Source organism: Dyella sp. ASV21 (assembly GCF_016428975.1).
GTDB lineage: Bacteria > Pseudomonadota > Gammaproteobacteria > Xanthomonadales > Rhodanobacteraceae > Dyella.
In genome coordinates this window covers 22,452-47,270 of sequence record NZ_JAELTT010000019.1, presented here as the reverse complement: position 1 = coordinate 47,270, position 24,819 = coordinate 22,452, and the positions used below count along the sequence as shown (strand labels likewise).

Annotated in this window: 26 protein-coding genes; 10 read left to right on the top strand and 16 right to left on the bottom strand. The window is 64.1% G+C overall.

The annotated features are described in order from the left end of the window. Nucleotides 1-79: 79 nt before the first annotated feature. Nucleotides 80-451: a DUF2946 domain-containing protein gene (locus JHD67_RS08835; protein WP_199098808.1), complete on the top strand. Its 372-nt coding sequence runs from the start codon at nt 80-82 to the stop codon at nt 449-451. 174 nt (nt 452-625) lie between these two features. Then, a complete protein-coding gene (locus JHD67_RS08830) occupies nt 626-2,914 on the top strand; it encodes a TonB-dependent receptor (RefSeq protein ID WP_199098807.1) in 2,289 nt (762 codons plus the stop codon). A 44-nt stretch (nt 2,915-2,958) separates the two neighbouring features. Here JHD67_RS08830 and JHD67_RS08825 read toward each other — a convergent pair whose 3' ends face one another. Both JHD67_RS08825 and JHD67_RS08820 read right to left on the bottom strand, forming a co-directional pair. Continuing rightward, nucleotides 2,959-3,795: a universal stress protein gene (locus tag JHD67_RS08825; protein WP_199098806.1), complete on the bottom strand. Its 837-nt coding sequence runs from the start codon at nt 3,793-3,795 to the stop codon at nt 2,959-2,961. Nucleotides 3,796-3,841: 46 nt separating this feature from the next. Next, nucleotides 3,842-4,279, bottom strand: a complete 438-nt coding sequence (locus tag JHD67_RS08820; RefSeq protein ID WP_199098805.1) for a universal stress protein — start codon at nt 4,277-4,279, stop codon at nt 3,842-3,844. Between the two features lie 238 nt (nt 4,280-4,517). Here JHD67_RS08820 and JHD67_RS08815 point away from each other — a divergent pair, with 238 nt between their 5' ends. Together JHD67_RS08815 and JHD67_RS08810 are read left to right on the top strand one after the other, a co-directional pair. Beyond that, nucleotides 4,518-4,952 (top strand): universal stress protein, encoded by a 435-nt coding sequence (locus tag JHD67_RS08815; protein WP_199098804.1) that lies wholly within the window; start codon nt 4,518-4,520, stop codon nt 4,950-4,952. 130 nt (nt 4,953-5,082) lie between these two features. After that, entirely contained in the window at nt 5,083-5,313 is a 231-nt protein-coding gene (locus JHD67_RS08810) for a hypothetical protein (RefSeq protein WP_199098803.1), read from the top strand. A gap of 43 nt (nt 5,314-5,356) precedes the next feature. Here the strand turns inward: JHD67_RS08810 and JHD67_RS08805 are convergent, their stop codons facing one another. After that, nucleotides 5,357-5,770, bottom strand: a complete 414-nt coding sequence (locus JHD67_RS08805; protein WP_199098802.1) for an OsmC family protein — start codon at nt 5,768-5,770, stop codon at nt 5,357-5,359. A 312-nt stretch (nt 5,771-6,082) separates the two neighbouring features. On the opposite strand from JHD67_RS08805, the gene JHD67_RS08800 reads away from it, so the two are divergent. From JHD67_RS08800 to pgm, 4 genes are all read left to right on the top strand, one after another. Beyond that, nucleotides 6,083-7,576: an efflux transporter outer membrane subunit gene (locus tag JHD67_RS08800; RefSeq protein WP_199098801.1), complete on the top strand. Its 1,494-nt coding sequence runs from the start codon at nt 6,083-6,085 to the stop codon at nt 7,574-7,576. Continuing rightward, nucleotides 7,576-8,010 (top strand): GNAT family N-acetyltransferase, encoded by a 435-nt coding sequence (locus JHD67_RS08795; RefSeq protein ID WP_199098800.1) that lies wholly within the window; start codon nt 7,576-7,578, stop codon nt 8,008-8,010. Before JHD67_RS08800 ends, JHD67_RS08795 begins: the two co-directional genes overlap by 1 nt. 116 nt (nt 8,011-8,126) lie before the next feature. Further along, nucleotides 8,127-8,393: a DksA/TraR family C4-type zinc finger protein gene (locus JHD67_RS08790; protein ID WP_199098799.1), complete on the top strand. Its 267-nt coding sequence runs from the start codon at nt 8,127-8,129 to the stop codon at nt 8,391-8,393. Between the two features lie 175 nt (nt 8,394-8,568). After that, entirely contained in the window at nt 8,569-10,221 is a 1,653-nt protein-coding gene (pgm, locus tag JHD67_RS08785) for a phosphoglucomutase (alpha-D-glucose-1,6-bisphosphate-dependent) (protein ID WP_199098798.1), read from the top strand. 292 nt (nt 10,222-10,513) lie between these two features. Here the strand turns inward: pgm and JHD67_RS08780 are convergent, their stop codons facing one another. Next, the gene (locus JHD67_RS08780) at nt 10,514-11,539 is read right to left on the bottom strand and encodes an aldo/keto reductase (RefSeq protein WP_199098797.1); all 1,026 of its coding nucleotides are present in this window, start codon (nt 11,537-11,539) and stop codon (nt 10,514-10,516) included. A gap of 158 nt (nt 11,540-11,697) precedes the next feature. Between JHD67_RS08780 and JHD67_RS08775 the strand changes: the two genes are divergently transcribed. Further along, nucleotides 11,698-12,243, top strand: coding sequence for a nucleoside 2-deoxyribosyltransferase domain-containing protein (locus tag JHD67_RS08775; RefSeq protein ID WP_199098796.1), 546 nt, complete (start codon nt 11,698-11,700; stop codon nt 12,241-12,243). A 31-nt stretch (nt 12,244-12,274) separates the two neighbouring features. Here JHD67_RS08775 and JHD67_RS08770 read toward each other — a convergent pair whose 3' ends face one another. The 12 genes from JHD67_RS08770 to JHD67_RS08715 form a co-directional block, all read right to left on the bottom strand. Beyond that, on the bottom strand, nt 12,275-13,984 hold the full coding sequence (locus tag JHD67_RS08770) for a glycosyltransferase family 39 protein (protein WP_199098795.1): 1,710 nt from the start codon (nt 13,982-13,984) through the stop codon (nt 12,275-12,277). A 17-nt stretch (nt 13,985-14,001) separates the two neighbouring features. Further along, on the bottom strand, nt 14,002-15,762 hold the full coding sequence (locus JHD67_RS08765) for a glycosyltransferase family 39 protein (RefSeq protein WP_343214341.1): 1,761 nt from the start codon (nt 15,760-15,762) through the stop codon (nt 14,002-14,004). Between the two features lie 15 nt (nt 15,763-15,777). Continuing rightward, entirely contained in the window at nt 15,778-16,833 is a 1,056-nt protein-coding gene (locus JHD67_RS22885; protein ID WP_199098794.1) for a glycosyltransferase family 9 protein, read from the bottom strand. A gap of 412 nt (nt 16,834-17,245) precedes the next feature. Further along, complete coding sequence (locus tag JHD67_RS08755; RefSeq protein ID WP_199098793.1) at nt 17,246-17,725, bottom strand: host attachment protein; 480 nt, start codon at nt 17,723-17,725, stop codon at nt 17,246-17,248. Between the two features lie 41 nt (nt 17,726-17,766). Continuing rightward, nucleotides 17,767-18,339, bottom strand: a complete 573-nt coding sequence (locus JHD67_RS08750; protein ID WP_199098792.1) for a GNAT family N-acetyltransferase — start codon at nt 18,337-18,339, stop codon at nt 17,767-17,769. Between the two features lie 99 nt (nt 18,340-18,438). Beyond that, entirely contained in the window at nt 18,439-18,867 is a 429-nt protein-coding gene (locus JHD67_RS08745) for a universal stress protein (protein WP_199098791.1), read from the bottom strand. Nucleotides 18,868-18,986: 119 nt separating this feature from the next. Continuing rightward, on the bottom strand, nt 18,987-19,913 hold the full coding sequence (locus tag JHD67_RS08740; RefSeq protein WP_199098790.1) for a ribose-phosphate diphosphokinase: 927 nt from the start codon (nt 19,911-19,913) through the stop codon (nt 18,987-18,989). A gap of 11 nt (nt 19,914-19,924) precedes the next feature. Next, the gene (locus JHD67_RS22880) at nt 19,925-20,413 is read right to left on the bottom strand and encodes a CBS domain-containing protein (RefSeq protein WP_199098789.1); all 489 of its coding nucleotides are present in this window, start codon (nt 20,411-20,413) and stop codon (nt 19,925-19,927) included. A gap of 151 nt (nt 20,414-20,564) precedes the next feature. Next, nucleotides 20,565-21,002 carry a universal stress protein gene (locus JHD67_RS08730; RefSeq protein ID WP_199098788.1) on the bottom strand — a complete coding sequence of 146 codons (438 nt, stop codon included), beginning with the start codon at nt 21,000-21,002 and terminating at the stop codon, nt 20,565-20,567. A gap of 28 nt (nt 21,003-21,030) precedes the next feature. Further along, complete coding sequence (locus tag JHD67_RS08725; RefSeq protein WP_199098787.1) at nt 21,031-21,243, bottom strand: hypothetical protein; 213 nt, start codon at nt 21,241-21,243, stop codon at nt 21,031-21,033. A 71-nt stretch (nt 21,244-21,314) separates the two neighbouring features. Further along, the gene (locus JHD67_RS08720) at nt 21,315-22,496 is read right to left on the bottom strand and encodes an acetate/propionate family kinase (protein ID WP_199098786.1); all 1,182 of its coding nucleotides are present in this window, start codon (nt 22,494-22,496) and stop codon (nt 21,315-21,317) included. A 358-nt stretch (nt 22,497-22,854) separates the two neighbouring features. Then, entirely contained in the window at nt 22,855-23,922 is a 1,068-nt protein-coding gene (locus JHD67_RS08715; RefSeq protein ID WP_199098785.1) for a hypothetical protein, read from the bottom strand. A 193-nt stretch (nt 23,923-24,115) separates the two neighbouring features. Between JHD67_RS08715 and JHD67_RS08710 the strand changes: the two genes are divergently transcribed. Beyond that, nucleotides 24,116-24,814 (top strand): helix-turn-helix domain-containing protein, encoded by a 699-nt coding sequence (locus tag JHD67_RS08710; RefSeq protein ID WP_199098784.1) that lies wholly within the window; start codon nt 24,116-24,118, stop codon nt 24,812-24,814. Nucleotides 24,815-24,819: the final 5 nt, after the last annotated feature.

Below are 24,819 nucleotides of genomic sequence, written 5' to 3'. Positions count from 1 at the left end.
GCCGCGATGCGGAGAGCGTGCGATCATCCTTGGAGCCGGGTCCAGGCTTGATGTATCGGGGATGGATGTGAAACACCGTGTGGCATCGCGACGTTGGGTTGCGTGGCTGGCCTTGGCCGCCATGTGGCTGCTCGTGGTCGCGCCCACGCTTTCACGCGCGATGCCCCCGTCATGGATAGCGCCCGATCTGGGTGCGTGGTGCACCGGGCACGGCCTCAGTACGCATCACCCAGGTGGGCCTTCCGCACCCGGCGATCCGGGCGAACATCTCGATCGATGCGGTTACTGCGTACTGCTGGGGCATAGTCCGTTATTGACCAGCGGCGTCATTCTCATCACCGCTGCCGCTGCACTGCCGCCTTCCGCGCCGTTGGCACAGCCCTCGACGCACGGGCATGCGCGGCTGCTGCTTGGCGCTCGTCCGCGCGGTCCGCCACGGTCCCTGTGCTGAGTTAATCAGGGCAAACCCCCGCTGGATGATGGCGCCGCTGGCGCATGCCAGCCTTTTGTTGACGACAGCCGCGCGTGAGCCGCGTCGCGCATGCGCGATGGGCTGGCCGTGCGTGGTTGCGCGGACGTGTGCCGGTGCACTGCGCTGCGGCCGGCCATTCATGGATTCGTGGATATGCGATTTTCCCTCTTGCGTCATGCGACGCTCAGCCTGCCGCTGGGCATGCTTGCTTCTTCCCTTGCCCTGGCCCAGGGTGCGGACGTCACTTCCGCGCCCGGTCAAGATCAGGGCGTTACCAGCCTGGGGCCGATCAAGGTGACCGCCCCCACGCAGACGGCCGCCGTGCCGCCGTTCCCCGCCACCATGGTCAGCGTGCCGGTGGAAAAGGTCGAAGCCGCCGTCAATGCGGTGGACGTGGAAGACGCGGTCAAATACTTGCCAAGCGTATTCATCCGCAAACGCAATTACGGCGACACCCAACCCGTGCTTGCCACGCGCACCTGGGGCGTCAACGCCAGTGCGCGCACCTTGGTGTACATCGACGACATACCGATCTCCGCCCTTATCGCGAACAACAACACCATCGGTGCGCCGCGCTGGGGCATGGCCTCGCCGGAAGCCATCGATCATGTCGATATGCTCTACGGGCCTTTCTCGGCCGCGTATGCAGGCAATGCCATGGGTGGGGTGATGCGCATCGTTACGCGTGTGCCGGACAAAACCGAAGTCACCGTGAAGCAGACCGAGGCGGTGCAGTCGTTCGATCTGTACCGAACGCATGGCAATTACAGCACCAGTCAGACCAGCCTTACGGCGGGCGGGCGCAGTGGCGAGCTGGGCTGGTTCTTTGGCGCCAATCTCGCCAATAGCTTTAGTCAGCCGCTGTCGATGATCACCGGCAGCACGGTGCCCGCAGGTACGCGCGGCACGGTGCCCGCGCTCAATAAGCTTGGGCAGGTTGCCAACGTGTATGGCGCAGGTGGCTTGCTGCATACACGCATGCTCAACCTCAATGGCAAGCTGACCTACGCGCTGACACCGCAATGGCGGTTGAGCTACCTGGCGGGCTATTGGAGCAATGATGGTCAGTCGCGCACCGATACCTACCTGGTCGATGGCAGTGGCAGCCCCACCTTCGGCAAGGTGGCTGGTTTCGCCAGCAACACCTATGACGTCAGTGCACACCATCTCATGCAGGCACTCTCATTGAAGTCCGACACCCGGGGTGATTACGACGCCGCGTTCGTGGTGACGCATTACGCCTTTCTCAAGGACAATCAGTGGTCGCCGGCCGGCGTGGCTGCCGGCACGGACGTCACCACCCATGGACGCATCGCCCGTTATGGCGGCACGAGTTGGTCGACGGCCGATGCCTCGGGCGTTTGGCGTCCGCAGGGCTATGGCGGTGCACATGAGGTGTCGTTCGGTGGGCATGCGGATCGGTATGAACTCAACAATCCCACCAGCAATCTGGCCCATTGGCTGGATACCGACAGCATCACCACGCTCTATTCGGCGGGTCGCGGCAAGACTCAGACCCAGGCTCTGTGGCTGCAGGATGCATGGCAATGGGCGCCGGCCTGGCGGCTCACTCTGGGCGGACGCTATGAATGGTGGAAAGCCAGTGATGGCTATAACTTCAGCGGCAAGACCGCGGTGCAGCAGCCAACGGAAACGGCTGGTGGCTTCTCGCCCAAGGCAAGCCTGCAGTGGCGCCTTGCGCCTGAGTGGCGACTCACCGGCTCGTTGGCCAAGGCGATTCGCTTTCCCACGGTGGGCGAGTTGTATCAGTTGGTATCGGTCGGCTCGACCTATGTCGTACCCAACCCCAATCTGCGCCCTGAGACGGTAAGAAGCGGCGAGCTGGCGATTGAGCACGTCCTCGAACAGGGCTTACTGCGGCTCTCGTTTTTTCAGGAAGACACGCGCGACGCGCTGATTTCACAAACATCGAGTCTGCCGGGTGTGGCGGCTCCGGTGAGCTATGTGATGAACGTGGGCAAGCTGCGCAATCGTGGTGCGGAGTTTGTGGCACAGAAGGACAACCTGTTGATCCAGGGGTTGGAGTTGTCGGGCAGCATCACCTTCGTTGATTCCACCGTAGTGTCCAACGACAGCTTCATCAGCACCGTGGGAACAACCTCCAGCGGCAAGCATGCGCCCTATGTGCCGCGATGGCGCGCCACGGTGGTGGCGACCTATCGGCCGAATGCCTCCTGGGCTTTCACGGCGGCCGGGCGCTACAGCGGCCGCCAATACTCCACGCTGGACAACACCGACAACACCTCGCACGTGTTTGGTGCCTTCGATAGCTTCCGCGTGTTTGATCTGCGCGCGCACTACCAGATCAACGAGCATTTGGCCGCTTCACTGGGCGTGGACAACGTCACCAATGAGAAGTACTACCTGTATCACCCGTTTCCGCAGCGCACCTATGTGGCGGATCTCAAGCTGAGCCTGTAAGGGCGGTGCAGTCCAGCAGGATGGGTTCGTGCAGCCTGGTGGCGTCAATGCTGCATCAGTATCGGCAATGGGGCGTGTTCCAACACGTAACGCGTGGCGCCGCCAAGCACGCGTTCGCGCACGCGTGAATGTCCGTAGGCACCCATGACCAGCAGGTCGGCGTGGTGCTGAGACACCTCGCGCAGCAAGGCGGCGCCGGCATCGCGGTTAGTCACCTGCAACCGATGCGTGCGTACCTGGACACCGTGATCGCCCAGGTAAATGACCGGGTCGAAATGGGGCGCGCGCTCCTGCTCGTCTTCATAGGCTGGAGCTTCGCCATCGATCAGCCATACCTCGGTGGCGCGACGCAGAAAGGGCAGTGCGGAATGGATGGCGCGCACCGATTCGAGCGATCCGTTCCAGGCAACCACGATGCGCTTGAAATCGGACTGGCCGCTCCAGGCCGATGGCAGCAGCAGGCTCGGCGCGCGGCACATCAGCAGTGCTTCACCCAGTACGTCGAACAGTATGCTTTCCTCCACCATGCCGCGCTCGATCACCACCAGGTCGTGCCAGGCGCTGAGCTGACGGAGGGTCGGGGCAATGCCGGCGCGCGTCACCACCCACCGGGCGTGACTCACGCCTGCCTGGCGGCCGAACGAGGCAAACGCGTCGCGGTCGTCGTCACTTTCGGCCGGCACATCAAGCAACAGGGCGAGTACCGAAGGTTCGGCCTCGCCACCGTGCAGCATGCGTAGGGACGTATCGATGAAGCAGCCGGTGAGGCTCGCCTGGAACGTGGCCGCCAGCCCTGCCGCCACTTGCGCGGCGGCACTCCACGGCGTCGTGGAGGTCACGAGCGCCAGCACGTCGGTAGGGGTGCCGGGATTGAGATTCATGATCGGAGGATCTCCATGGTGCAGCGCTCCGGCATGCCAGGCATCTTCAGTGGCATACCAGCACCGGTACATCGCTGCGCAGCAGGACCTTCTGCGTTTCGCTGCCCAGCAGCAGGCGGGTCATGCCGCGCCAGCCATGGGAGCCCATCACCACCAGGTCGCATTGCTTGTCCTTGATGGCCTGCACGATGAGTTCGAACGGTTGATCGCCAAAGCTGGCTTCGCCCTCGTATGGCACGCCGACCGCATCGGCCAGAGCCTTGACCTGGGCGAGGTAGCGCTCGCCATTTTCCTGTGCTTCCGCGTTGTAGACGATCTCGGAGGCCGCCAGGATCGAGCCCATATAGGCGATGTTGTGAAAGGGCGAGATCACATGGAGGGCCGATACCTTGCCCTGGCTCAGCTTGGCCAGTTCGATGCCTGCCTTGGCGGCGCGCATGGAAAGCTCGGAGCCGTCGATGGGAATGAGGATGTGCTTGTACATGCGCTTCCTTGTGGGGTGTTGTCGGCGCGACTGGGGATGCCGCGCTCCCGAGGGTGGCGCAACTCGTGTGCAATGACTGTCACGAGGCGCGGCGCCCGGCCACAAAGTAGCGCGCGCCCACGGGGCTTTGCTGCCCTGGATCAATAAACCGCGACATCGCGTCTACGATCATGCGAGCACGCTATGCGCAGCATTGTCCATTCCACGGGACGCGGGTTCCGCCAAGGGAGGCCAGGCCATGTTCGAACGCATTCTTCTGCCGGTCGATGGTTCCGAGCACGGCCTCAAGGCTGTGGATGTGGGCATTGAGCTGGCCAGTCGATTGCATGCGCGGGTGTATGCCGTGCATGTGATGCCACCGCTGCCGGCGGTGTCATACGTGGCGGAGCTGATTCAGGCCAAGGGCGCCTATAGCGACATGGCCAAGGAGCGCGCGGCGAGCTATCTGGGCGAGGTGTTGCAGCGCGCCGCTGCCGAGGGCGTTGCCTGCGAAACCGAATACGTGTTTGACCTGCGCCCCTATGCCGCCATCGTGGGGGCGGCCGCCAAGCATCATTGCGACCTCATCGTCATGTCCTCGCAAGGCCATCAAGGCATCGAGCGTCTGCTGATTGGCAGCGTCACGCACAAGGTGATGTTGAGTTGCGACGTGCCGGTGCTGGTCTGCCATTGATGGGGGTGCCTGGTCCGGTCCGGCCAAGGCTATGGCGGGCTCGCGAAATCCTTAGCCAAAGAGTCACGACGGCTTAACGGCCGGGCAGGCAGCTTGGTTATCCCCTCACTGGCGAAGAGGCGGTGGCATCATGGAATGGGATCGCGAAAACGACCTGCTTGCCCGGGCCTGCGATGAATTGCTGGAGCAAAATTCATTGCTGCAGCAGGAAGTCGAATTGCTTCGAGCCCAGTTGCGCCGGCATCCCGCCGGCGAAATGCAGATACGCGAGGCACGCCGCCAAATGGACGAACTGGCGGATATGTCGCGTGGCTTGCCGCCCATGCCAGGCCTAGAGCGTCTGGACGCACTAGCGCACTGACGGGGCTCTGGCGTGGCGCGAAAGCGTCGTCACGCGCCCTGGGTCAGGTCGCCGCTGCTGTGCCGCGCACACTGGTGATCTCAACGCCTTCGCGCATCGCCTTGGTCACCGGTGTATTGGCCACGATCTCCAGCAGGCGCTGCCATTGCTCCTCGCTCAACGGCGCGCTCGCGTGCAGGGTGCGGCGGACATGCAGGGCGCCTTCGTCGTCGCGGGTCAGTTCCAGTTCGGCACGAAATTCGCCCAGATCCCAGCCCTTGCGTTGCGCATACATGCGCAGCGTGATCGCCGTGCAGGCGGCGAGGGAGGCCAGGTAATAGTCAAACGGGGCAGGGCCGGCACCCTGGCCGCCGAGCTTGACCGGTTCATCCGCGTCCAGCGGAAAGTGGCCGGCCTGGATGTGATGAAGATAGTTGCTATCGGTAGATACGATCGTGGCAAGCGATACGCGCGACATCGGATGTACTCCGGGACGATGGGGCAGGCTGGGGAGCCTAGGGGCTTGGGATGACCGGCGCCAGGCACAGCAGGGCCGGCCAGGACTCGACTAAGGTAGAGGAACGTTTGGCGGAGGCGAGGGCCGGGTGGCGATGCGAAAAACACTTGCCGTGGCTATAATACATTTATGTAATCTCTCGCTACCCAGCCAGGCCGCCCGGGCCAGGCGACGCCGCCCACCGCCGAACGCAGCGCCCGCGCGCTCACCACTCGGCATCGACGCCACGCCGCCTACCGTCGTCGCCTGACGCCTTCCCGGATGATTTTCGCCATGCGCTCCAACGCACTGTTCGTCGCCATCGCATTCAGCGTCACCCTGGCCGGTTGCGCCACCAGCCGTGGACTGCCTACCACCGGCGCGCTCACCGATGCGACCCAGCTGAAGTCCGAGCGCAGCCTGGCCGACGTGCAGCTCAGCCCCGCCGCTTGGCCGGCTCAGGATTGGTGGGCAAGCTACGCCGATCCGCAGCTCACCGCCTTGATCGAAGAGGCCCTGAAGAACAATCCCAGCCTCGACCAGGCGCAGGCGCGTGCGCGCCAGGCGCAAGCGGTGGCGCAAAGCCTTAATGCCGGGCGTCAGCCGGTGGCCCAGCTCGATGCGTCCATTACCGGCGCTCGCCTCTCCAGCAAGGACCCGATCTACCCCGAATATGCCTTGGGTAGCTTCGCCTGGAGCAAATCGATCACGGCGGGCTTCTCCTGGGATATCGACCTGTGGGGTGGCAAGCGCGACGCGTGGGAGGCGGCCCTGGGTCGCAGTCGGGCCGCGCAGATCGACGCCCATGCGGCCCGCATCGAGTTGTCTGTCAACGTGGCGCGCGCCTATGTACGGCTGGCTTATGCCTTCGCGCAGCAGGACGTGGCCGAGGCCGAGCTCAAGCGCGCCACCCAGTCGCTGGATGTAACCCATCGCCTGGTCGAGGGTGGTCTTGGCACGCCGCAGCAGGAGCATCTGGCCGATTCGCAGGTGGCCGGCGCCCAACAGCAGAAGGTGGCCGCCGATCGCGCCATTGACGCCGCGCGCAGCAGTTTGTCGGTATTGCTGGGGCAGGGCCCGGATCGCGGCCTGTCGATCGAGCGCCCGCACCTGGCCGATCGCGGTCCGGCGGTAGTGCCCGACAAGCTGTCGGTGGACCTGATCGGTCGCCGTGCTGACCTGGTGGCCGCGCGCTGGGAAATCGAAGCCGCGAACAAGGACATCAAGGCCGCCAAGACCGAATTCCTGCCCAACCTCAGCCTTACCGCCATGGCAGGCGTCATCGCGGTGGGTGGCAGCACCAATGTGCTGCAATTGCCCGCGCGTACCTATGCATTCGGCCCGGCCTTGAGCTTGCCCCTTTTCGATGGTGGCCGCCGCCGCGCCCATCTGGCCATCGCCGATGCCGACTACGACGCCCTGGTGGCGCGCTACAACAGCTTGCTGATCGGCGCATTGAACGAAGTGGCCGACCAGGTTTCCGCGCTTGCGTCCGTGCGCGAGCAGATCGTGCTGGAAAAGCGTTCCGTGGACGATGCGCAAAAGAGCTGGGACGATGCCATGACGGCGTACAAAGGTGGTCTGAAAGGCCCGCTCACGCCGCTTACCAGTCGGCAGCAATTGCTCGCGGCGCAGCAGCGACTGGCCTTGCTCGAGAGCCAGCAGGCCGACATCTCCGTGCGACTCATCGAGGCGCTGGGCGGCGGTTACGACGGCGCCAACGATGTCGCCCAAATCAATGCGCAGACGCCGCCGCAGGCGTCGAGCGCCGAGCACGAGGCTCGCTGATGAGTGGCATTACGCGCTCGCTCCATCTGCGGGACATCGCCAAGCCCACACAGGCCGATCGTGAGGCGATCGCGGCCCCGTTGCGCAGCTACAACGAGAGCAAGGTGCCATCACTGGATATCCAGTCGCTGGTGATTGCCCTGCAGGATGAGGCGGGGGAGACCGTAGGCGGCCTGTGGGGCGAAACCGCCCTGGATTGGCTGCACATCGACCTGCTGGCCGTACCGGAGGCGATGCGCGGCCAGGATGTGGGCAGTGCCCTGGTATTTCGCGCCGAAGACATCGCCCGCGCTCGGGGTTGCGTGGGCGCGTGGCTGGATACTTTTGCCTTCCAGGCGCGCGGTTTCTACGAAAGGCTGGGTTATAGCGTATTCGGCGAAATCGCCGACCACCCGCTGGGCAGCGCGCGCTACTTTCTGCGCAAGCGCTTTTGATCGCGCCGGCGCCCCCGGGCGTGAAAATCACCGTAGCGCCCCCATCTTGGGTAGACACGCGGCAGTAGCGTGTTTCGCGCCCCGAACAGGCGCGCCACTGGAACCGGGAGGTGACCATGGCTACGGGCTGGGCCGGCGACGGCGCGGTGCAAGACCAGATCGACGCGACCGTGGACGACGCGGTCAAGCGGGCGCGCAGCCGGCTGCCGAAAGGTGCCGGGCTCACGCACTGCGAGGCGTGTGAGGCAGCCATTCCGCAGGCGCGCCGCGATGCCGTGCCTGGCGTGCGCCTGTGTGTTGCCTGTCAGGAAGCGCATGACCGCGAAGAGGCTGCCTTCAGTGGCTACAACCGGCGCGGCAGCAAGGACAGCCAGTTGCGCTGATCTGGGCGGTGCGGCGCATGAATGCCGTTCTTATGGCGTGGACTGGCAAGGGCGGCCACTATTGACACTGTTGCTCGCCGCGAGGGTCAATAGTCGCCTTTCGCCGCATGGGAGCACGCACGCGCATGATGATCGCCTACCGTCCTCGCCCTGGAATCGCTCGTGAGGTGATCCAGTGAGCGCACGCCTGAGCCCGCTGGCTGGCAAGCCTGCGCCCGAATCGATGCTGGTGGACGTGAGTCGACTGCGTGCGGCGTATGTGGATGGGCGTCCCGACGTGGGCGTGCCTGCGCAGCGTGTGGCCTTCGGCACCTCCGGGCATCGCGGCAGTTCGTTCGAGCACAGCTTCAACGAATGGCACGTGCTGGCCATCACCCAGGCTATTTGCGAATACCGTACAGCCCAGGGCATCGACGGTCCGCTGTATATCGGTATCGACACGCACGCGCTCTCGCTGCCCGCGTTCGAAAGCGCGCTGGAGGTGTTGGCCGCCAATGGTGTGCAGACGATGATCGCCAAGGGTGGCGAATACACGCCGACGCCGGCGATTTCGCATGCCATCCTCACGCATAACCGCGGTCGCGCAACCGGATTGGCCGATGGCATTGTGGTGACGCCGTCGCACAATCCGCCCGATGGCGGCGGCTTCAAGTACAACCCGCCCAATGGCGGTCCGGCCGATACGGACGTGACCGGCTGGATCCAGAAACGCGCCAATGCGCTTATCGAGGGCGGTTTGCGCGAGGTGCGGCGCATGCCGCATGCGCAAGCGCTGCGTGCTTCCACCACGCATGAGCACGACTTCATCGCCGCTTATGTCGGCGACCTGGGCAACGTGATCGATTTCGACGCCATTCGCGGCAGCGGTGTGCACCTTGGCGTGGATCCACTGGGCGGCTCGGGCGTGCATTACTGGGGCCCTATCGCCGAGCGCTACGGTATCGACTTGACCGTGGTGAGCGAAGAGGTGGACTTCACTTTCCGCTTCATGAGCGTGGACTGGGACGGCAAGATCCGCATGGATCCTTCCTCGTCGTATGCCATGCAGCGCTTGATCGAACTCAAGAGCCAGTACGACGTGGCCTTTGCGTGCGACACCGATCACGATCGCCACGGCATCGTCACGCGCAGTAGCGGCCTGCTGCTGCCCAATCATTATCTTGCCGTCATGGTGGACTACCTGTTCGCCCATCGGCCGCAGTGGCGCAGTGACGCAGCCGTTGGCAAGACCTTGGTGAGCAGTGCGCTGATCGATCGCGTCGCCAAACGCCTGGGTCGTCGCCTGTACGAAGTGCCGGTAGGCTTCAAGTGGTTCGTCGACGGGTTGTTCGACGGTTCGCTGGGCTTTGGCGGCGAAGAGAGTGCCGGTGCCTCGTTCCTGCGTCGCGATGGTGGCGTGTGGAGCACCGATAAGGACGGTATCGCCGCGGCGCTGATGTCGGCGGAAATCACCGCGCGGATGGATCGCGACCCGGGCGAGTTGTACCGGCAGATGACCAGCGAACTGGGGCATCCGGTCTCCGAGCGCGTGGATGCGCCCGCTAACGTGGAGCAGAAGGCGCGCCTGTCCAAGCTGTCGCCGGAGCAGGTGAAGAGCACCCAGTTGGCGGGCGAGAAGATCGAGCAGGTACTCGATCGCGCGCCAGGTAATGGCGCTCCCATCGGCGGTATCAAAGTGGCTTCGGCCAATGGCTGGTTCGCTGCGCGACCCTCGGGTACCGAGGATATCTACAAAATCTACGCTGAGAGCTTCAAGGACGAGGCGCACCTGCACCAATTGCTGGAAGAGGCGCAGATCATGGTGGATGGCGCGCTCAACGCGGGGTGACGCAGGCCCCGCCACATACCGTCATCCCGGCGAAAGCCGGGCTCCAGCGTCGTTGAGCCGCGTTGATTCGACTCACCGAAAGAGCCGCCGGCGGACAACGACCGCAATGATCCAGTGAAGCGGTATTTCGCGGAGAATTGCGCGGACGACGTAATCGAGGGCGCCTGCCTTGGCACCTCGATTTCGGCATCGCCGGGGTGCTGTTGGCGGCAGAAATAGGCTGATCCACCCCGTCGTCGTGTGCAATCGCGCGCACGGTGACGGAGTGGATTTATTGGCGGAACGTTGTCGCTTAAACCGGCGGCGGGTTGCGTTCGGCGAAGCCGCGTTGATGCCAATACGGGTAGGCGGGCGCAAGGTCGCTGGCGGCATCGAGCTTGGCAACCTGTTCTTTCGTGAGACTCCAGCCCACCGCGCCAAGGTTCTGGCGCAGCTGTTCCTCGTTGCGCGCGCCGATGACCACGCTGGAAACCGTGGGGCGCTGCAGCAGCCAGTTCAGTGCGATCTGCGGCACCGTCTTGCCGGTTTCGGCGGCTACTTCGTCGAGTGCATCGACCACGCGATAGAGGTATTCGTCCGCTACCGGCGGGCCCTTGTCGGCGGTGGCGTGCAGGCGGCTCTGCGCCGGCAGCGGCGCGCCGCGCCGTAGCTTGCCGGTGAGGCGACCCCAGCCCAGCGGGCTCCACACTACCGCGCCCACGCCTTGATCGAGGCCCAAAGGCATCAGTTCCCACTCGTAGTCACGGCCGATCAACGAGTAATAGGTCTGGTTGGCGACATAGCGCGGATAACCGTGGCGATCCGCGGCGGCCAGCGACTTCATCAGGTGCCAGCCGGAGAAGTTGGAGACGCCGACGTAGCGGATCTTGCCGGCACGAACCAGGTCGTCCAGGGTGGAGAGCGTTTCTTCCACCGGTGTCATGGCATCGAAGCCATGCAACTGGAACAGGTCGATGTAATCGGTGCCCAGGCGCTTGAGCGAGCCATCGACGGCATTGAGCAGGTGATAGCGCGAGGAACCCACCGCATTCGGGTCTTCGCCAGCGCGGAAAGTGGATTTGGTGGAGATCAGCACGCGATCCCGCCGCCCCTTGATCGCCTGGCCCAGCACCGATTCGGCGGCGCCATCGGAATAAATGTCGGCGCTATCGAACATGGTGAGGCCCGCATCGAGGCAGATGTCGATGAGGCGCTTGGCCTCGGCGACATCGGTGTTGCCCCAGGCGCTGAAAAGTTCGCCCTTGCCGCCAAACGTGCCCGTGCCGAAGCTCAGCACCGGGACCTTAAAGCCCGATGCACCTAATTGCCGGTATTCCATGGAGAACCTCAGTGTGGGTGGGAGTGGTTATGAATGGGGCTATGTTGCGCCCTGGCAAGGCATCGATGGCGTACATGTTTTGGAAAAGCAGCTTTAACCGGGCGTTGAAGTTGCCGGTTGCGGCATACTGATCGGCCCTGGTTCTTCCGGCACATTCCATGCGGACACTGACTCTTCGATGGCTCATGGCCGCCATCGGCATGCTGGGCTGGCAGGCCCATGCCACATCGAGCACCGTCGTTGTGTCGCCACAGGCGATTCCCCACGATGCACGCCCCAGGATCTTCCTGGCAGGCAGCATCGATATGGGCAAGGCCAGCGATTGGCAGCAGCAGGTGATCGCTGCGCTGGGGAGTAGCGATGTGGTGATACTCAATCCCCGTCGCGCGGACTGGAATCGTGCATGGAAGGCCGAGCTCAGCGACCCCCATTTCGCCGAACAAGTGAACTGGGAGTTGTCCGCACTGGATCAGGCCGACGTAATCGTCATGTATCTGGCGCCCGGTTCGCAGAGCCCGGTAAGCCTGCTGGAGCTTGGCTTGCATGCCCGCGCGGGCAAATTGATCGTGCTATGTCCGGATGGCTTCTGGCGCAAAGGTAACGTGGACGCCACCGCCGAGCGCTACAGCATCGAGCGGGCCACGTCGATGGATGACCTGATCCAGCGCGTGCTGCATCGACTGGGCGAGCGTCCCCGTTCTTGATGGCGCTCGCCATATTGCGCGGCGTGGCATTTCAGTCGCGCAGTTGCTGATGCTCGCGTGCGGCCACATAGTCCGACACTGGCCAAATCGCCACCCAGATGCCACGGAAGGGTTGGATATACACCGCGTGGGCACGGTCGGCGGCGCTGAGCTCTCGTGGATAGGTGATGACCAGTCCATCCGGGTGCTCGGTCGACCAGTGGCGAACCGCATCGAGTCCACGCAATTGCGTCACTGGCTCACGCAGGCGGCCCAGGAAGGTGTACTGGCCGTCGTTGGATTCGAGGTTGGCGATGGGGCTGCCGCCCGCTTCCGCCTGCGCCAGTCGTCGGGCAATCGGGCTGAAGTCATAGGCCGGCCATAACGTTACGGTGAACAGCGCATGTGCCGCCACGGTGGCCATCAAGCCGATCAGCGCAATGCGCTGCAGTTCGCGCCAGCGACGCACCATCAGTGCGATGGCAAACCCTGCGAACAGCACGCCGAATGGCACACCCCAGGTGCCGAGCGTGGCCAGTTCACGATCGGCCACCTTGCCGTGGCGCGCCATGTATTCCAGCACCACCAGTGCCACCGCGGTGACCGCGCACAACAGGGCCAGCGGCCATGGACCCAGCCAGCGCCGGGCATGCCACGGGTGCTCGAAACGGGCGAGCGCGGCAGCGATCAACAACGCAAAACCACCGAACTCGGGCAGCAGGTAATAGGGCTGCTTGCCACTGATCAGCGAGAAGGCAACGAAGACCGGCACTATCCATGCGAGCACGAAACGCAGGCCCGTATCGAGCGGGCCTCGCAACAGGCCCAATGCCACCCATGCACGCGGCCACAAGGCAAACGGAAAGATCAATACCGGCAGCAGCGGCAGATACCACCAGAACGGCGCGGCATGCGCGAATGCATCCACCACCCGGCCGGCCGTCTGGTGGACGACCAATTTCTGGCGATAGCTTTCGCCGCCGGTCCATGTGGCAAGCGCTACCCAGCCGAGCAGCAACAGGCTCCCGGCGAGCAAGGCCAGCAGGCCCGTGCCGTACCAGCGGCTGCGTTCACGGCGGGCCCAGCGGTTCCACCAGGGGCCAAGCAGCCACGGGAAGGCGACGTGCAGCCACATCACCGGCCCCTTGCTGAGCAACCCTAGCCCCACCGCGAGGGCAAAGCCGATCCAGCGCGGCGATGCGCGCTGCGGCGTCGGTGTGAGACACAACAGGGCGGCGAGTACGCAGTCGGCCAGCAACACCTCGTACATCACTTGCAGGCCAAACAGAAAGCCGAAGCTGAAAGCGGCGGCAATCCATGGTGCCGTGCGCGCCACCTGCGGGTGTTCCGGGAACAGGCGTTCGGCCAGTCGCGCCACCAGCAGCAATTGGATCGCGCCAAGCGCGACTTCGAGCAGGCGCGGCCAGACATCGCCCACGCCGCCGATCAGCCATCCCAGATGAATCAGCCACAGCAGCAGCGGTGGCTTGTCGCTATAGGGCAGCCCATTGAGGTAAGGCACGGCGAAGCTGTGACGTACCCACATTTCCCATGCCACCGACAAGGTGCGCGTGGAATACATGGGCATGGGGCCATGCTGGAAAATCGCCAGCAGGGCCGCTGCCAGCCAGCACCATAGCCAGGGGCGCGCGGCGAACGCCCGGCCAAGGGCGCTTGCCCAGCCGGGCCGGTGCGTTTCGCCGGGGCGCGACGTCTCCGCCGGGGCGTCGATGGAAGGAGGGGCGCTATGGGGGCTCGGCATGAGCGTGTTTCCTTTCCTCAGGGGCGACGGTCGATGCCGCCCCAGTCTTCCACCGCGCCGATGGGCACGATGCCGCCCCGGCAAGCCTGTGCCACCGCGTTCAGGCGGTACAGGCGCCAGTCGCGTCCACTGGTCATGCCCATATCGAGGCTTGCCGCCTGATCGATGCAAGGGGCCATGACGTCTGACAGGATGAGCACCCAGCGATCTTCCGGCGCGCGCTCTTGCCAGCGAATGGCGTCGGCGAGCTGCTGATGCCAGGGCTCCACGAAACCGAAGTCCGTGACCTTTCGTTCGAAGGCCAGCGGCAGCTCCTCCTTCCAGGCCACCAGCGCCAATTCGGCGTGCGGCCCGATGGCTTGCTCCACGCGCTGTACCAGCGGCTGCTGTGAACTGGCGCGTGCCAACAAGGGCGCCGCCCACAGCCCCCACAGCAACCACATGCCGCTCATGCTGGCGAGCAGGGCAGGGCCGGTGCGGCGCCAGCGGCAGACGGCCACGCACAGCAACATCCAGGAGCCAAGGATGATGAACATCCACCACAGCGAAGCCGCCTGGTCGCCGAGCTGGCGCGCGGCGACGAAGCGTGTCGTCCATGCGGTGGGATGGAACAGGCCCTGCAAGCCGATACCCAGCGTGGGCAGGGCGAGCGCCAGCAGGAAAGCCATGCCCAACCATTGCGCCCAGCGGCGCTGCAGGATGTCACGCAGAAATGGCCCGGCGCACAAAGCCAGCAGCGGCAGCGCCGGCATAATGTAGACATCGCGTTTGGCGCGGGTCAACGAAAAGAACACCAGGAGCAACACCACCCACGTCAATGGCAGCAGGAAGCGCGCGTCTTGCGCGCGCAAGCGGCGCCACCAGGCGGGTAGCAGGCCGGGCAGGGCGAGGCTCAATGGCAACCAGGACGTGAAGATCACCTCAAGGTAAAACCAGGGCGGCTGGATGCTGTTCCAGGGGTGCACGTAGCGGTGCACGGTCTGGTTGAGAAAAATATCGCTGAGGTACTCGTGCGCTTCGGGCGTGTCGTGCGCGTGTACGTAGAGCATCAACGGCACCAGCCACAGCGCCAGCGCCAGCGCAAAGGCGAAGCCGCCGCCCAGCCAGGTCAGCACGCCGCCCGTGTTTGGCGTCAGTCCGTTCCAGCGCAGCCGGACGGCCAGCAGCCAGGGCAAGACCAGCAGGAAGGCCAGAATGCCCACGCCCTTGGTGATGACCCCGAGCCCCGCCGCAAAGCAGCCCAGCCATAGAGCGCGACGATCCGGGCCAAGCAGAAAGTGGCGCAGCAGACCGACATTGGCGAGGGTGAGGAAAAACGTAACGGTCGGGTCGATCTGCCCGCGCTTGGCCTGAAACACGAACTGCACGGTGCATAACAAGCCCAGTGCCGCCCACAGTCCCGCTCGATGTCCCCAAAGGCGCCGCCCCAGGTCGTAGATCAACCACAGCGTGCCCAGCGAACTCAGCAGCGAGGGCAGCAGGAACGCGATCTGCCAGTTGCCGGTAAGCACGTACGACAGCGACTGCATCGCCATGAACGTCGGCGGCTTATCGGAATACCAGTCCGTACCCCGGTGGGGAATGAGCCAATTACCCGAGGCCACCATTTGATGGGCCACCAGGGCGAAGCGCGGTTCGTCCGAGGGCGTGGGCGTGCGCATGCCGATGCCTGCCGCCAACAGCAGCAGGGCACCCAGCATCAGTAGCCATCGTTCGATGGATTGGCGGCGCGGAGAGAGGTCGTTGGGGGAGGGCGTCGCCATCCAGGCTTCAGTCACGATGCGCTTCCACCATCAATGCGATAGCCGCAGTTGGCCCAGGCTGTGCGGTAAGTGGAGGGCAATGTCGTCATCCGCAGTCAAGATAGGTGCGGATGTTACCGGGAGTGCACTGTGTCCGAGCAGGTCGGGAAAGTCGCGGATGATGCGGGCGGCCACCTCGCCGGGCGAGAGATCGCAGGTGGAGAGCGCGCGGCTGCCCAGGCCGTAAGGCGCGTAAACCGACGAGTCGGTGACGCAGAACAGGCCCACCGTGGGCACCTTGGAGGCGACCGCAAGATGCATGACGCCGCAATCCGCGCTGATGATCAGGTCCATGCCGGCCATGACCGCGCCCATGCGGCGGATATCCGACGAGTAATAGCCAGGCCACGCTTCGCCCAGCATGGAATGGCCGTGCATGGGGATGAGTTCAATGATGCTGGCGGCAGGGCTCATCGCCTTGAAGGCATCGATAAAGGCGTTCCACCAGTCATTGGCGTAGCGTTTGGCACCCGTCGCGTTGGCGAAGATGCCCACCACCGGTGGCGTCACCGACTGCTGGGAAGCGGATAGCAAGTTGGCGATCGCCTGCCGGCCTTTGCTGCACTCGGTGTCGGTCAGTCGCATGTCCAGCGATGGATAGGCCTCGCTGTCCGGCTCGCCCTGCTGTACGCCCCAGCGCAGCAGGTTGATGGGCCGTTGCGCCATGTGGTCGCGCGCTACCGCGCAGGGTGCCGCATGGGTAAGCCCCGAATGCGCTGGTTCATCGCTGAAGCCGAGCTTGAAACGTCCCTTGAGAAAACGGGTGAGCGCGCGACTGAAGCCCGAGCCCAGGCAAGGATCGATGATCAAGTCATAGTGGGTCTTGCGCACTTTATGCAGCAAGCCAAGGAACGGCACCGGATGCTTGAATCCGCGCTTGGGCAGGCAATACACATGCTTGACGCTGAAGAAGCTGGCAAACACCTCTTCGGCGATATCGCCTTCGGAAATGATGTCGATTTCCGCGCCGCGAAACAGCCGCTCAAGTTCGCTGATCAGCGGCGTCAGTAAAATGGTGTTGCCCAGCCGATGATTCGGCCGGCACACAAGGATGCGATAAATTCCCTTTCGCGGTACGGGCTCCTGCCCAGATGTGACGATGGTTTCGTTCAAGCGACACCGCGCTGCCAATGACTTGGCATGGAGTTGACCCTGCGCCCCCGTGCTAACGTGTTTTTAATAACGTTAGTCCCAGGCCCCCCGCAGGCTTGGTGAGTATCCTAGCCTAGACTTTCACTAAGCTTATACGCGGTATTTTGCGGGACTCTTTCGGCTAAGCCTGTGCATGCAAACTACTTGTCACGGCATATGCGAACGAGTTGCATATGCGTGTCTGGAGCCATCCCGCGCGGGTGCCGGGGATACCCAATGACCGCAACCTGCGCCTGGTGCGACCGATGCCTTTACGTTGGCGTTTGGCACCGCGCCGGGCCGCCTTAGATCAGTGCCGGGCCTCGCGTCAGGACGCAAGGCGCGCAGGCGTGGCATGAAACTCATGGGGGTATTCGGTGTGCAACTGGTCGTGCAGCTCGGCTGGCGACAGCGCCACGTAGTCGCGCCCGATCTCGCCCGTAAAGCCAATCGTTTCAGGGTTGCCCACGGCCTCGCGCAGCATGCCAAGAAACTGCGGCGGAGCAACCAGGAACAGTCGTTGAAATTGCCGCTGATCGTGTGCCGCGCTGAGCACATCCACCAGCGCAGAGGCGAATTGCCGGGCGTTCTTGGTACGGCGGGAGGTGTGGGGCTCTATGGCGTGTCGTCCTGGCCCCAGGCTGTCATGGGTGCGCGGCAGTGGTTGATCGCGACCACCCGCCTGCGCCGAGCCGCGCAGCTCGGGGTTGGTATAGCAGGCCACTTCCACGAGGGCGCTATCGCGCTCAGCAGCGCAAAACAGGCGCGCGCGTGCGGCGTCGCTGACCAGAATCCAGCAGATTGCCATGGGGTACCTCCAATTCGTCGATGGAATCGACGATGGCGACGCTAGAGCTGCAAGGTGTGTATGACCTGGGTGTTGTCGGCCGTGTCTACGGCACGATGGAAGCCCAGGTAGCTGGCCAGGTCCCGCATGCCTTCGTTGCTCGCGGAATCCATCGACACCATGCGCTTGAAACCCTGTCGACGTGCGTAGTCGATCAAGTGCCGCATCAGCAGTACGCCCAGGCCACGGTTCTGCCACTCGTCGGCCACGGTCACCGCGCACTCGCACATTTTGTCTTCCAGCGTGGCGCTATAGCGGCTCACGCCAATCTCCTGCAGCACACCGTTGTCATGCACCAGCGCAATGAATGCCATGCGTTGCTGGTAGTCCACGTCCATCAGTTGATCGATCTGCGCCTGACTGGTCAATCGGAAGTCACCCAGGAAACGGTAGCGGCGTGACCGATGCGAGAGCCCGTTCACAAAGGCAAGTTCGCGTTCGCGGTCAGCCTCCCGGAGAGGGCGGATCAGTACGGGCGTGCCGTCGCGCAGGGCCTCGATCCAGTGGTCACCGGCGAGAACCTCGGGAAACGCAGCAAAGTCCTTCGCATGAAGGGAGTTGGTTTCATTGGTCATGGCGACTTCTCTGTTCCGTTGACAAGGCAGCGGGCCAAGTCATTTCACGTCCAGCACGCGGCGGCGGTGTTGACCACGGTCAATAACGCCGTGTGTCGGTTAGGGCGGGCACACCAGAACGGGGGTGTTGGTGTGTGACAGTACCGATTGGGCTTGGCTGCCCAGCAGTACGCGCGCCAGGCCGCCGCGCGCGTGCGTACCCATTACAATGAGGTCGCAGTCGTAGGTGTGTGCCGCCTGCACGATGGCATCCCAAGGTTCGCCGGCCTGCGAGCGTCGACACGTGCAAGGCACGCCAGCCGCGTCCGCGGCTTGCTGGACGCCGTCGAGGCAGATATCCATGGCTGCGCCGACGTCGCTGGATCGGCGTCCGTGCGTGTCCCACACATAGGATTCGGCGCGCTCCGGAAGAATCACCGACAACGCCGTCAATGAGGCGCGGCAAGCGTGCGCCAATGCAATGGCCGCTTCGGCGGCGCGACGCGACGGCTCGGAGTCATCGATCGGAACCAGGATATGCTTGAACATGTGGCGGGCTCTCGCGGGACTGGCATCGAGCGCGGAAGATGCATTCGCTCTTTGCGTGTGTATGGATAGTGCCGCCGATGTCGATGCGCCCCATTGATGGGTGTCAACGCCGGCGCGCGTCAGGCGGCCGAAGAATGCGCGGCGGGATGGGGCCGGTGGTCTATCGCATCGATGGCCTCGGCCAGGCTGCCGCTGATATCGATGCGCGCGTATGGGCAGTCGATGCTGTTGGTAGTGACGATGCGCACCGCGCCCGCCGCCAGGATGCGCTCCCGCGCGGTCGCGCCTAACAAGCCGTGTACCGCTACGCAGAGGGGCGGGTGCAGGCCCAGGCGTGCCAACTGGTGGGTGCACTCGGTCATGGTGTGCCCACTGGAGATGATGTCGTCCACCAGGACCGGCGTACGGTGCTTGCAGAGGGCCCCGACCTCGTTCGGCAGTCTGACGGTGACGTGAGCATCGTCGTTGCGCTGCTTGCTGGCGATCGCCACGGGCACTCTGATCAGGTGGGCGATCTGTGTGGCCCATTGCCGGCTTTCTTCGTCCGGCCCGATGATGACGGGGTCGCGCACATGGTTACTGATCCATGCCGCTATGGCGGGTGCGGCCGAGGCGACGAAGCCATGCCGCAGCCCGGCTTCAGCGAGCGAGGCGTGCCGATGCAAATGAGGTTCAATGGTAATCACCGTGTCGAAGTGCGCATCCAGCAGGCCCGCAAGAATGCGCGAGGACACCGCCTCGCCCGGATGAAAACGCACGTCCTGGCGCATATAGGCCAGGTAGGGCGCCACCAGTATCACGCGTACGGCACCGAGTTCGTGCAAGGTGTCCGCGGCCATCAATAGCGGCAGCAGCTTGGGGTCGGGGTGGTTGAGCGTGCAGACCAGCAGCGCCTCGGCGTCCGGCTCCGGTTCCGCCACGGTGACCAGCGATTCGCCGTCGGGAAAGCGATGCACCATCAATGGCCGTCGCTCCCAGTTTCCGCGCAGGGCAAGCAAGTCTGCGAAATCCTCGTTGCCGGGCAGGGCGTAGATGAGGCGTTTCACGTTGCGCGGACTCACGGGGAGCCGCTATCGCCGGCTTCGCGCACGCTTTGCATGGCGACCAGGCGATCCTTCAATGACGGCTCCACCACCAGCACCTCCGTCAGTTGCTGAAGCAACTGGGTCAGCGCTACCAGCGCGTCGTCGGCGGTAACGATGCCCACCAGCCGGCCTGCAGGGTCCGCGACAGGCAGGCGGCGCAGGCCGCTGCCATGCATGATGTCCACGATCTCGGTGAGGGTGGCGTCGTGCGAACACAGCACCGGCGGGCAGGACATCACCGAGCCGACACGGGTGCTTCCGGCATCGGCGGCCTCCGCCACTGCAAGGCGACTGATATCGCGATCGGTGATGATGCCAATGGGTAGCAGGTTGGGCTCATTCGCGCGTACAACCACCAGGCAGCCGGCCATGTGTTGTTCCAGCAACAGCGCCGCGGCGCGAAGCGATTGTTCCGGGCTGACGACCACAACCCGCGAGGTGGCAATGTCGATGGCGCGCACGGCGATGTTCCTGCAGGAGCGTACGGCTTCAGCCTAGGGGGCGCGCACAGGGCGCTGTTGAGCCAAGTCAACAAATGATCGCGGCGCATGATTCAAGACGGGACCAGCGCAGCGACAGCTACGCGATCAGGCATGCCGCGTCGCCGATGGATCAGGGACACACCAATACCGGCAGGTGACCGTGCAGCAATACCCGATGCGTAACGCTGCCAAGCAGGTGGTGACTTACGCCATGACGGCCACGCGCACCCATCACGATAAGATCGCAACCGCGTGCCTTGGCCATATCGATGATGGCCTCGTAGGGCTGGCTCGCGTAGCGGTATTCGCTGGCGAACGAAACGCCAACCACGTCGGCGGCCTGCGCAATGCTCGCGAGATAGCGTTCTGCGTGCTCGCTCATGGCGAGATCATAATCCCGTTGCGGCGTACCGAGCACCTCGATGAGGTAGGAAAGCGAGGCGTAGGGCGGGGCTGCATGGAAGGCCAGCACCCTGGCACCCAGCGCGCGAGCCAGTTCGATGCCGACGGAGGCGGCGCGCTCGGCATGCGCTGAACCATCGATAGCCAGCAGGATGTACTGATACATCGCCACGCCTCTTTACGTCATCGGCGCGTCAGGGTCGTCGCCAGTCCACGAACATGCTGATAAGCAACAACACCACGCTGATGCCGCACAGCCATTCGATGCTGGCAATGGCACCCTTGCCCCAGTCATGCACCAACGCCAGCGCGCTGGCGGCAGCCAGTACTATCAAGACCGACGACATCATGGAGAAAGCAAAGCGCTTGGGAGGCTTCTGCTTGGGGAAGGGCATAACCGGTGACATGGCGATACTCCCGCGCATTGATGGAGTCATTTTGAGCTTAGTCCGCGTGGCGTCTTGCGCATTGATCCCAGTCAACTCGGCGAGGTCTGCGCGGCGCACCGGAGCACGTCGTGGCAGTATCGTGCCATCTGCAGATCTTCCTGCGAGGTCATCACCGCGACCGCGCACGCGGAGTCGCTTGTGCTAATGCGCATCTCGCCCGTTGCGTTACGAGCGGCATGGATCCGGATGCCCAGCCACTCCAGGTGCGCGCTGATCTCCGCGCGTGAGATGGCATCGTGTTCGCCGATGCCGCCCGTGAACACCAGCATGTCCAAGCCCTGCAGCGCGCTGGTCATGGCCGCGATATGGCGAGCAACGGAGTAAGCGAACATATGCATGGCCAGGCGGGCGTCTGCATGCGTGGGCGCGGCCGCGCGCAGTACGCGCATGTCGCCGCTGAGACCGGAGACGCCGAGCAGGCCCGATTGATGGTCGGTGAGTGTTTCCAGCCGGTCTGCATCCTGGCCGTGCTCGCGCGCCAGGTAGATGAGCACGCCAGGATCGATATCGCCACAACGCGTGGCCATCATCACGCCGCCACCCGGGCTGAAACCCATGCTGTTGTCGATGGAGCGGCCCGCCTGCACGGCGGTGACACTTGCGCCATGTCCCAAGTGTGCAATCACCAGCCGCGCAGGCGGCTTGCCCAACTGATAGAGGATGGAGGCGCAGGAAAGCCCATGAAAGCCATAGCGTCGAACGCCTACATCGCGCCAGCGACGCGCAATGGGCAAGGTCTGAGCCACCTCGGGCATGTCGGCGTGAAACGCTGTGTCCAGGCAGGCAATCTGAGGCAACGTGGAGAAATAGCGTTGAGCGAAGCGCACGCCGGCCAGCGCGGCAGGCGTATGCAGGGGCGCCATCGACGTTGCGGCCTGGATTTGGCCAAGCACGTGGTCGTCGATCAGCGCATGCCCGCGCAGCGAGGCCCCGCCATGCACGATGCGGTGCGCCACGGCGTTCGGCCACGGCAGCGCATGGGTATCGAACAAGGCCTGCAATCGCGTGCAGGCGTATGCGTGATCCGGAATCGGCACGACCTCGTCGAGCATGCGCTCAACGCCGGTCCAGCGTGCCTGGAATCGACTTTCGTTGCTGCCCAGCGCGTCGGCCGAGCCCAGGCATATCGCATGGGCCGAGCCGCCAGCTGTTACGTCGAAAAGCCCGAACTTCAGTGATGATGAGCCGGCATTGAGGGTCAGTACACGCATCGCTCAGGCACCCTCGGTAGCAGCAAGGGACGATGTGGATACTGGCGGTAGGTTGGCACGACCGGCCAAAGCGGAGCGGACGTCCGTGGCGCTGCGCGCCGACTGCAATCCCTGGCATCGGCCCGGCGCTCGCTGAAGGCGTGCATGTCGCTGCGGCGCATCGGGGAGGGCAGTCATGGATGGTATCCGCGTAACGGTATGGTCATCCAACCTATCCGCCTGGCCGGGAGCGTTGTTGATTGGCGTCAACCGCGTGCTTTGGAGATGGGCTGGTCATCCAGAGAGCCAGCCTGTCAGCCCAGCGAGCAGGCGTATTGATGTACTCATGCTTTGCTTGCGACGCCTCGCCTTGACGGAATCAGGGGCATGGCGCGGGGATGTTGTCGGGCGAAGCGGAGGTTGCCACGCCGTTACTTGTGTCGAACGGATAAAGAATTGGCTCATCGATCCACATCTGCATGGCGGCACGCAGGTCCATCTGGGCATCGACGGTGGCCGCGGCGCCCAAGGTCAGTGCTGCCAATTGCCGGGGTACCACACCCTGGCGGCGCAGCACTTCCATGGCATAGCCAAGCGAGTCGGCGGCGTGCGCGCGAGCGCCATCGGCCATGGTCTTCAGGCGTCCGGTGGATGAGAGGGGGTCGACCGCATCGGCCACGTTATTGGCCAGCAACGCCAGTTGCCGTTGCGAAGTGATGGCGGTGAGGCGGGTGTGGCGCAGCCCGACGCGGGCGGCCTCCGTCGCCATCTCGGGCGAGATTTCTCGCAGCTTGTATGCCTGGGCCGGTAGTTGGGTGAGATCCCACTGCGCCCCGCGCTCGTGAGCCAGGCGCAGACTGCCGCGAAGGCAGCCCATCGCGAGGTGTCGCGCGGCCCGGTGAGCCGCTTTGCGGCCGTTGGCGCTTTCGTAGCGAAGGCCCAACAACAACAACGCATCGGCCAGGCCGATCATGCCGATCCGTAAGCTCGCGCCCGCGGGTGCCGGGCGCTGTGTCGCCAGGAGCGCGGCATTGTCCAGTGCCAGTACGGCCAATTCGGCGGTGGCCTCCAGGCCCGGCAGGTCGAAGGAAGCGTCCTCGGTGCCGGGGTCGGTCACCAGCGCGGCGAGATTGATCGAGGCAACCAGGTCGCGATCCGGCCAAGCAGGTGCATCCGTCCCGGCGGTGCGCAACAGTCGCTCGTCGAAAAGCAGCCGCCACGTGCCCTGGGCGTCAACAAGGCGCTGCTCGAACTGTCCCACGGGCTCGGGCCACGCGCTGCGGGCCAGCGCCCTGGCTACGCGTGCCCACGTGTCCTGGATGGACCGGTCACGCAGGTCATTGTGGTGACGCCAACGGAACCAGGCATCCCATGCCTCCACAGCGGCAAGATCAATGAAGGCTGGCGAGCTATTCATAAGTGGCGTGATCACATCCGTGATACGCACGGAGTATTCCGTGCCCGTGAAGGCACGCGTTGAGTTGCATCAATAACCCGCCATGCGCACATGCCTGTTACGCACCGTTACAAACTGTTTCGGCCAGGAAGTCAGGGTGTGACACGTCGGCCATACCTTCAACCCGTAAGCGAAATGTCGCGATCAACGGGGTATCGCCATGAGCACGCACCGGGAAACCACGATGGCTTTTCCTTCCGCCGTTACACGTCTCAAGCGCGACGAGGACGAGGCGATGCCGATGCTGGATATCGACGAGCTCCAGCGTCACGTGCCGATTTTTCGGCACAAGCTCGCCGCCGGGCAGTCGCTGTACCACGCGGGCCAGCCGTTCAAGTCGCTCTATCTTGTCCATGCCGGCTTTCTCAAGCTGATCGAACTGGCCGACGACGGTCGCGATCAGGTTACGGGCTTTCGTGGCAAAGGGGATTTCCTCGGCGTCGAGTCGATCGGCCTGAGCAGTTACGCCTCGGGCGCGGTGTCGCTGGAAAGCGGAGAGACCTGGGAATTGCCGTATCCCGCCATCCTTCAGGCTTGCCATGCGATGCCCGGGTTGCAGGGCCGACTTACCGCCGCGCTGGCGCGTGAAATTCGCGCCGACCATGCCTGGATGCTTGCCATCGGCACCTTGAACGCGGAGCAGCGGGTGGCGAGTTTCCTGATCGACGAGGCGCGTCGCTATGCGCGCATGGGCTTCAGTCCGCGCCACTTCATACTGCGCATGCGTCGCGCCGATATGGCCAGCTTTCTTGCGCTTACCAACGAAACGGTGTGCCGGGTGATGACCAAGCTGCATGAGATGCGCTTGATCGATGTGGCGCGTCGCGAGGTGCAGGTGCTGGACGATGGCGCCCTGCGCGCGCTGGCTGGACTGGCCGCCTGAGCGCG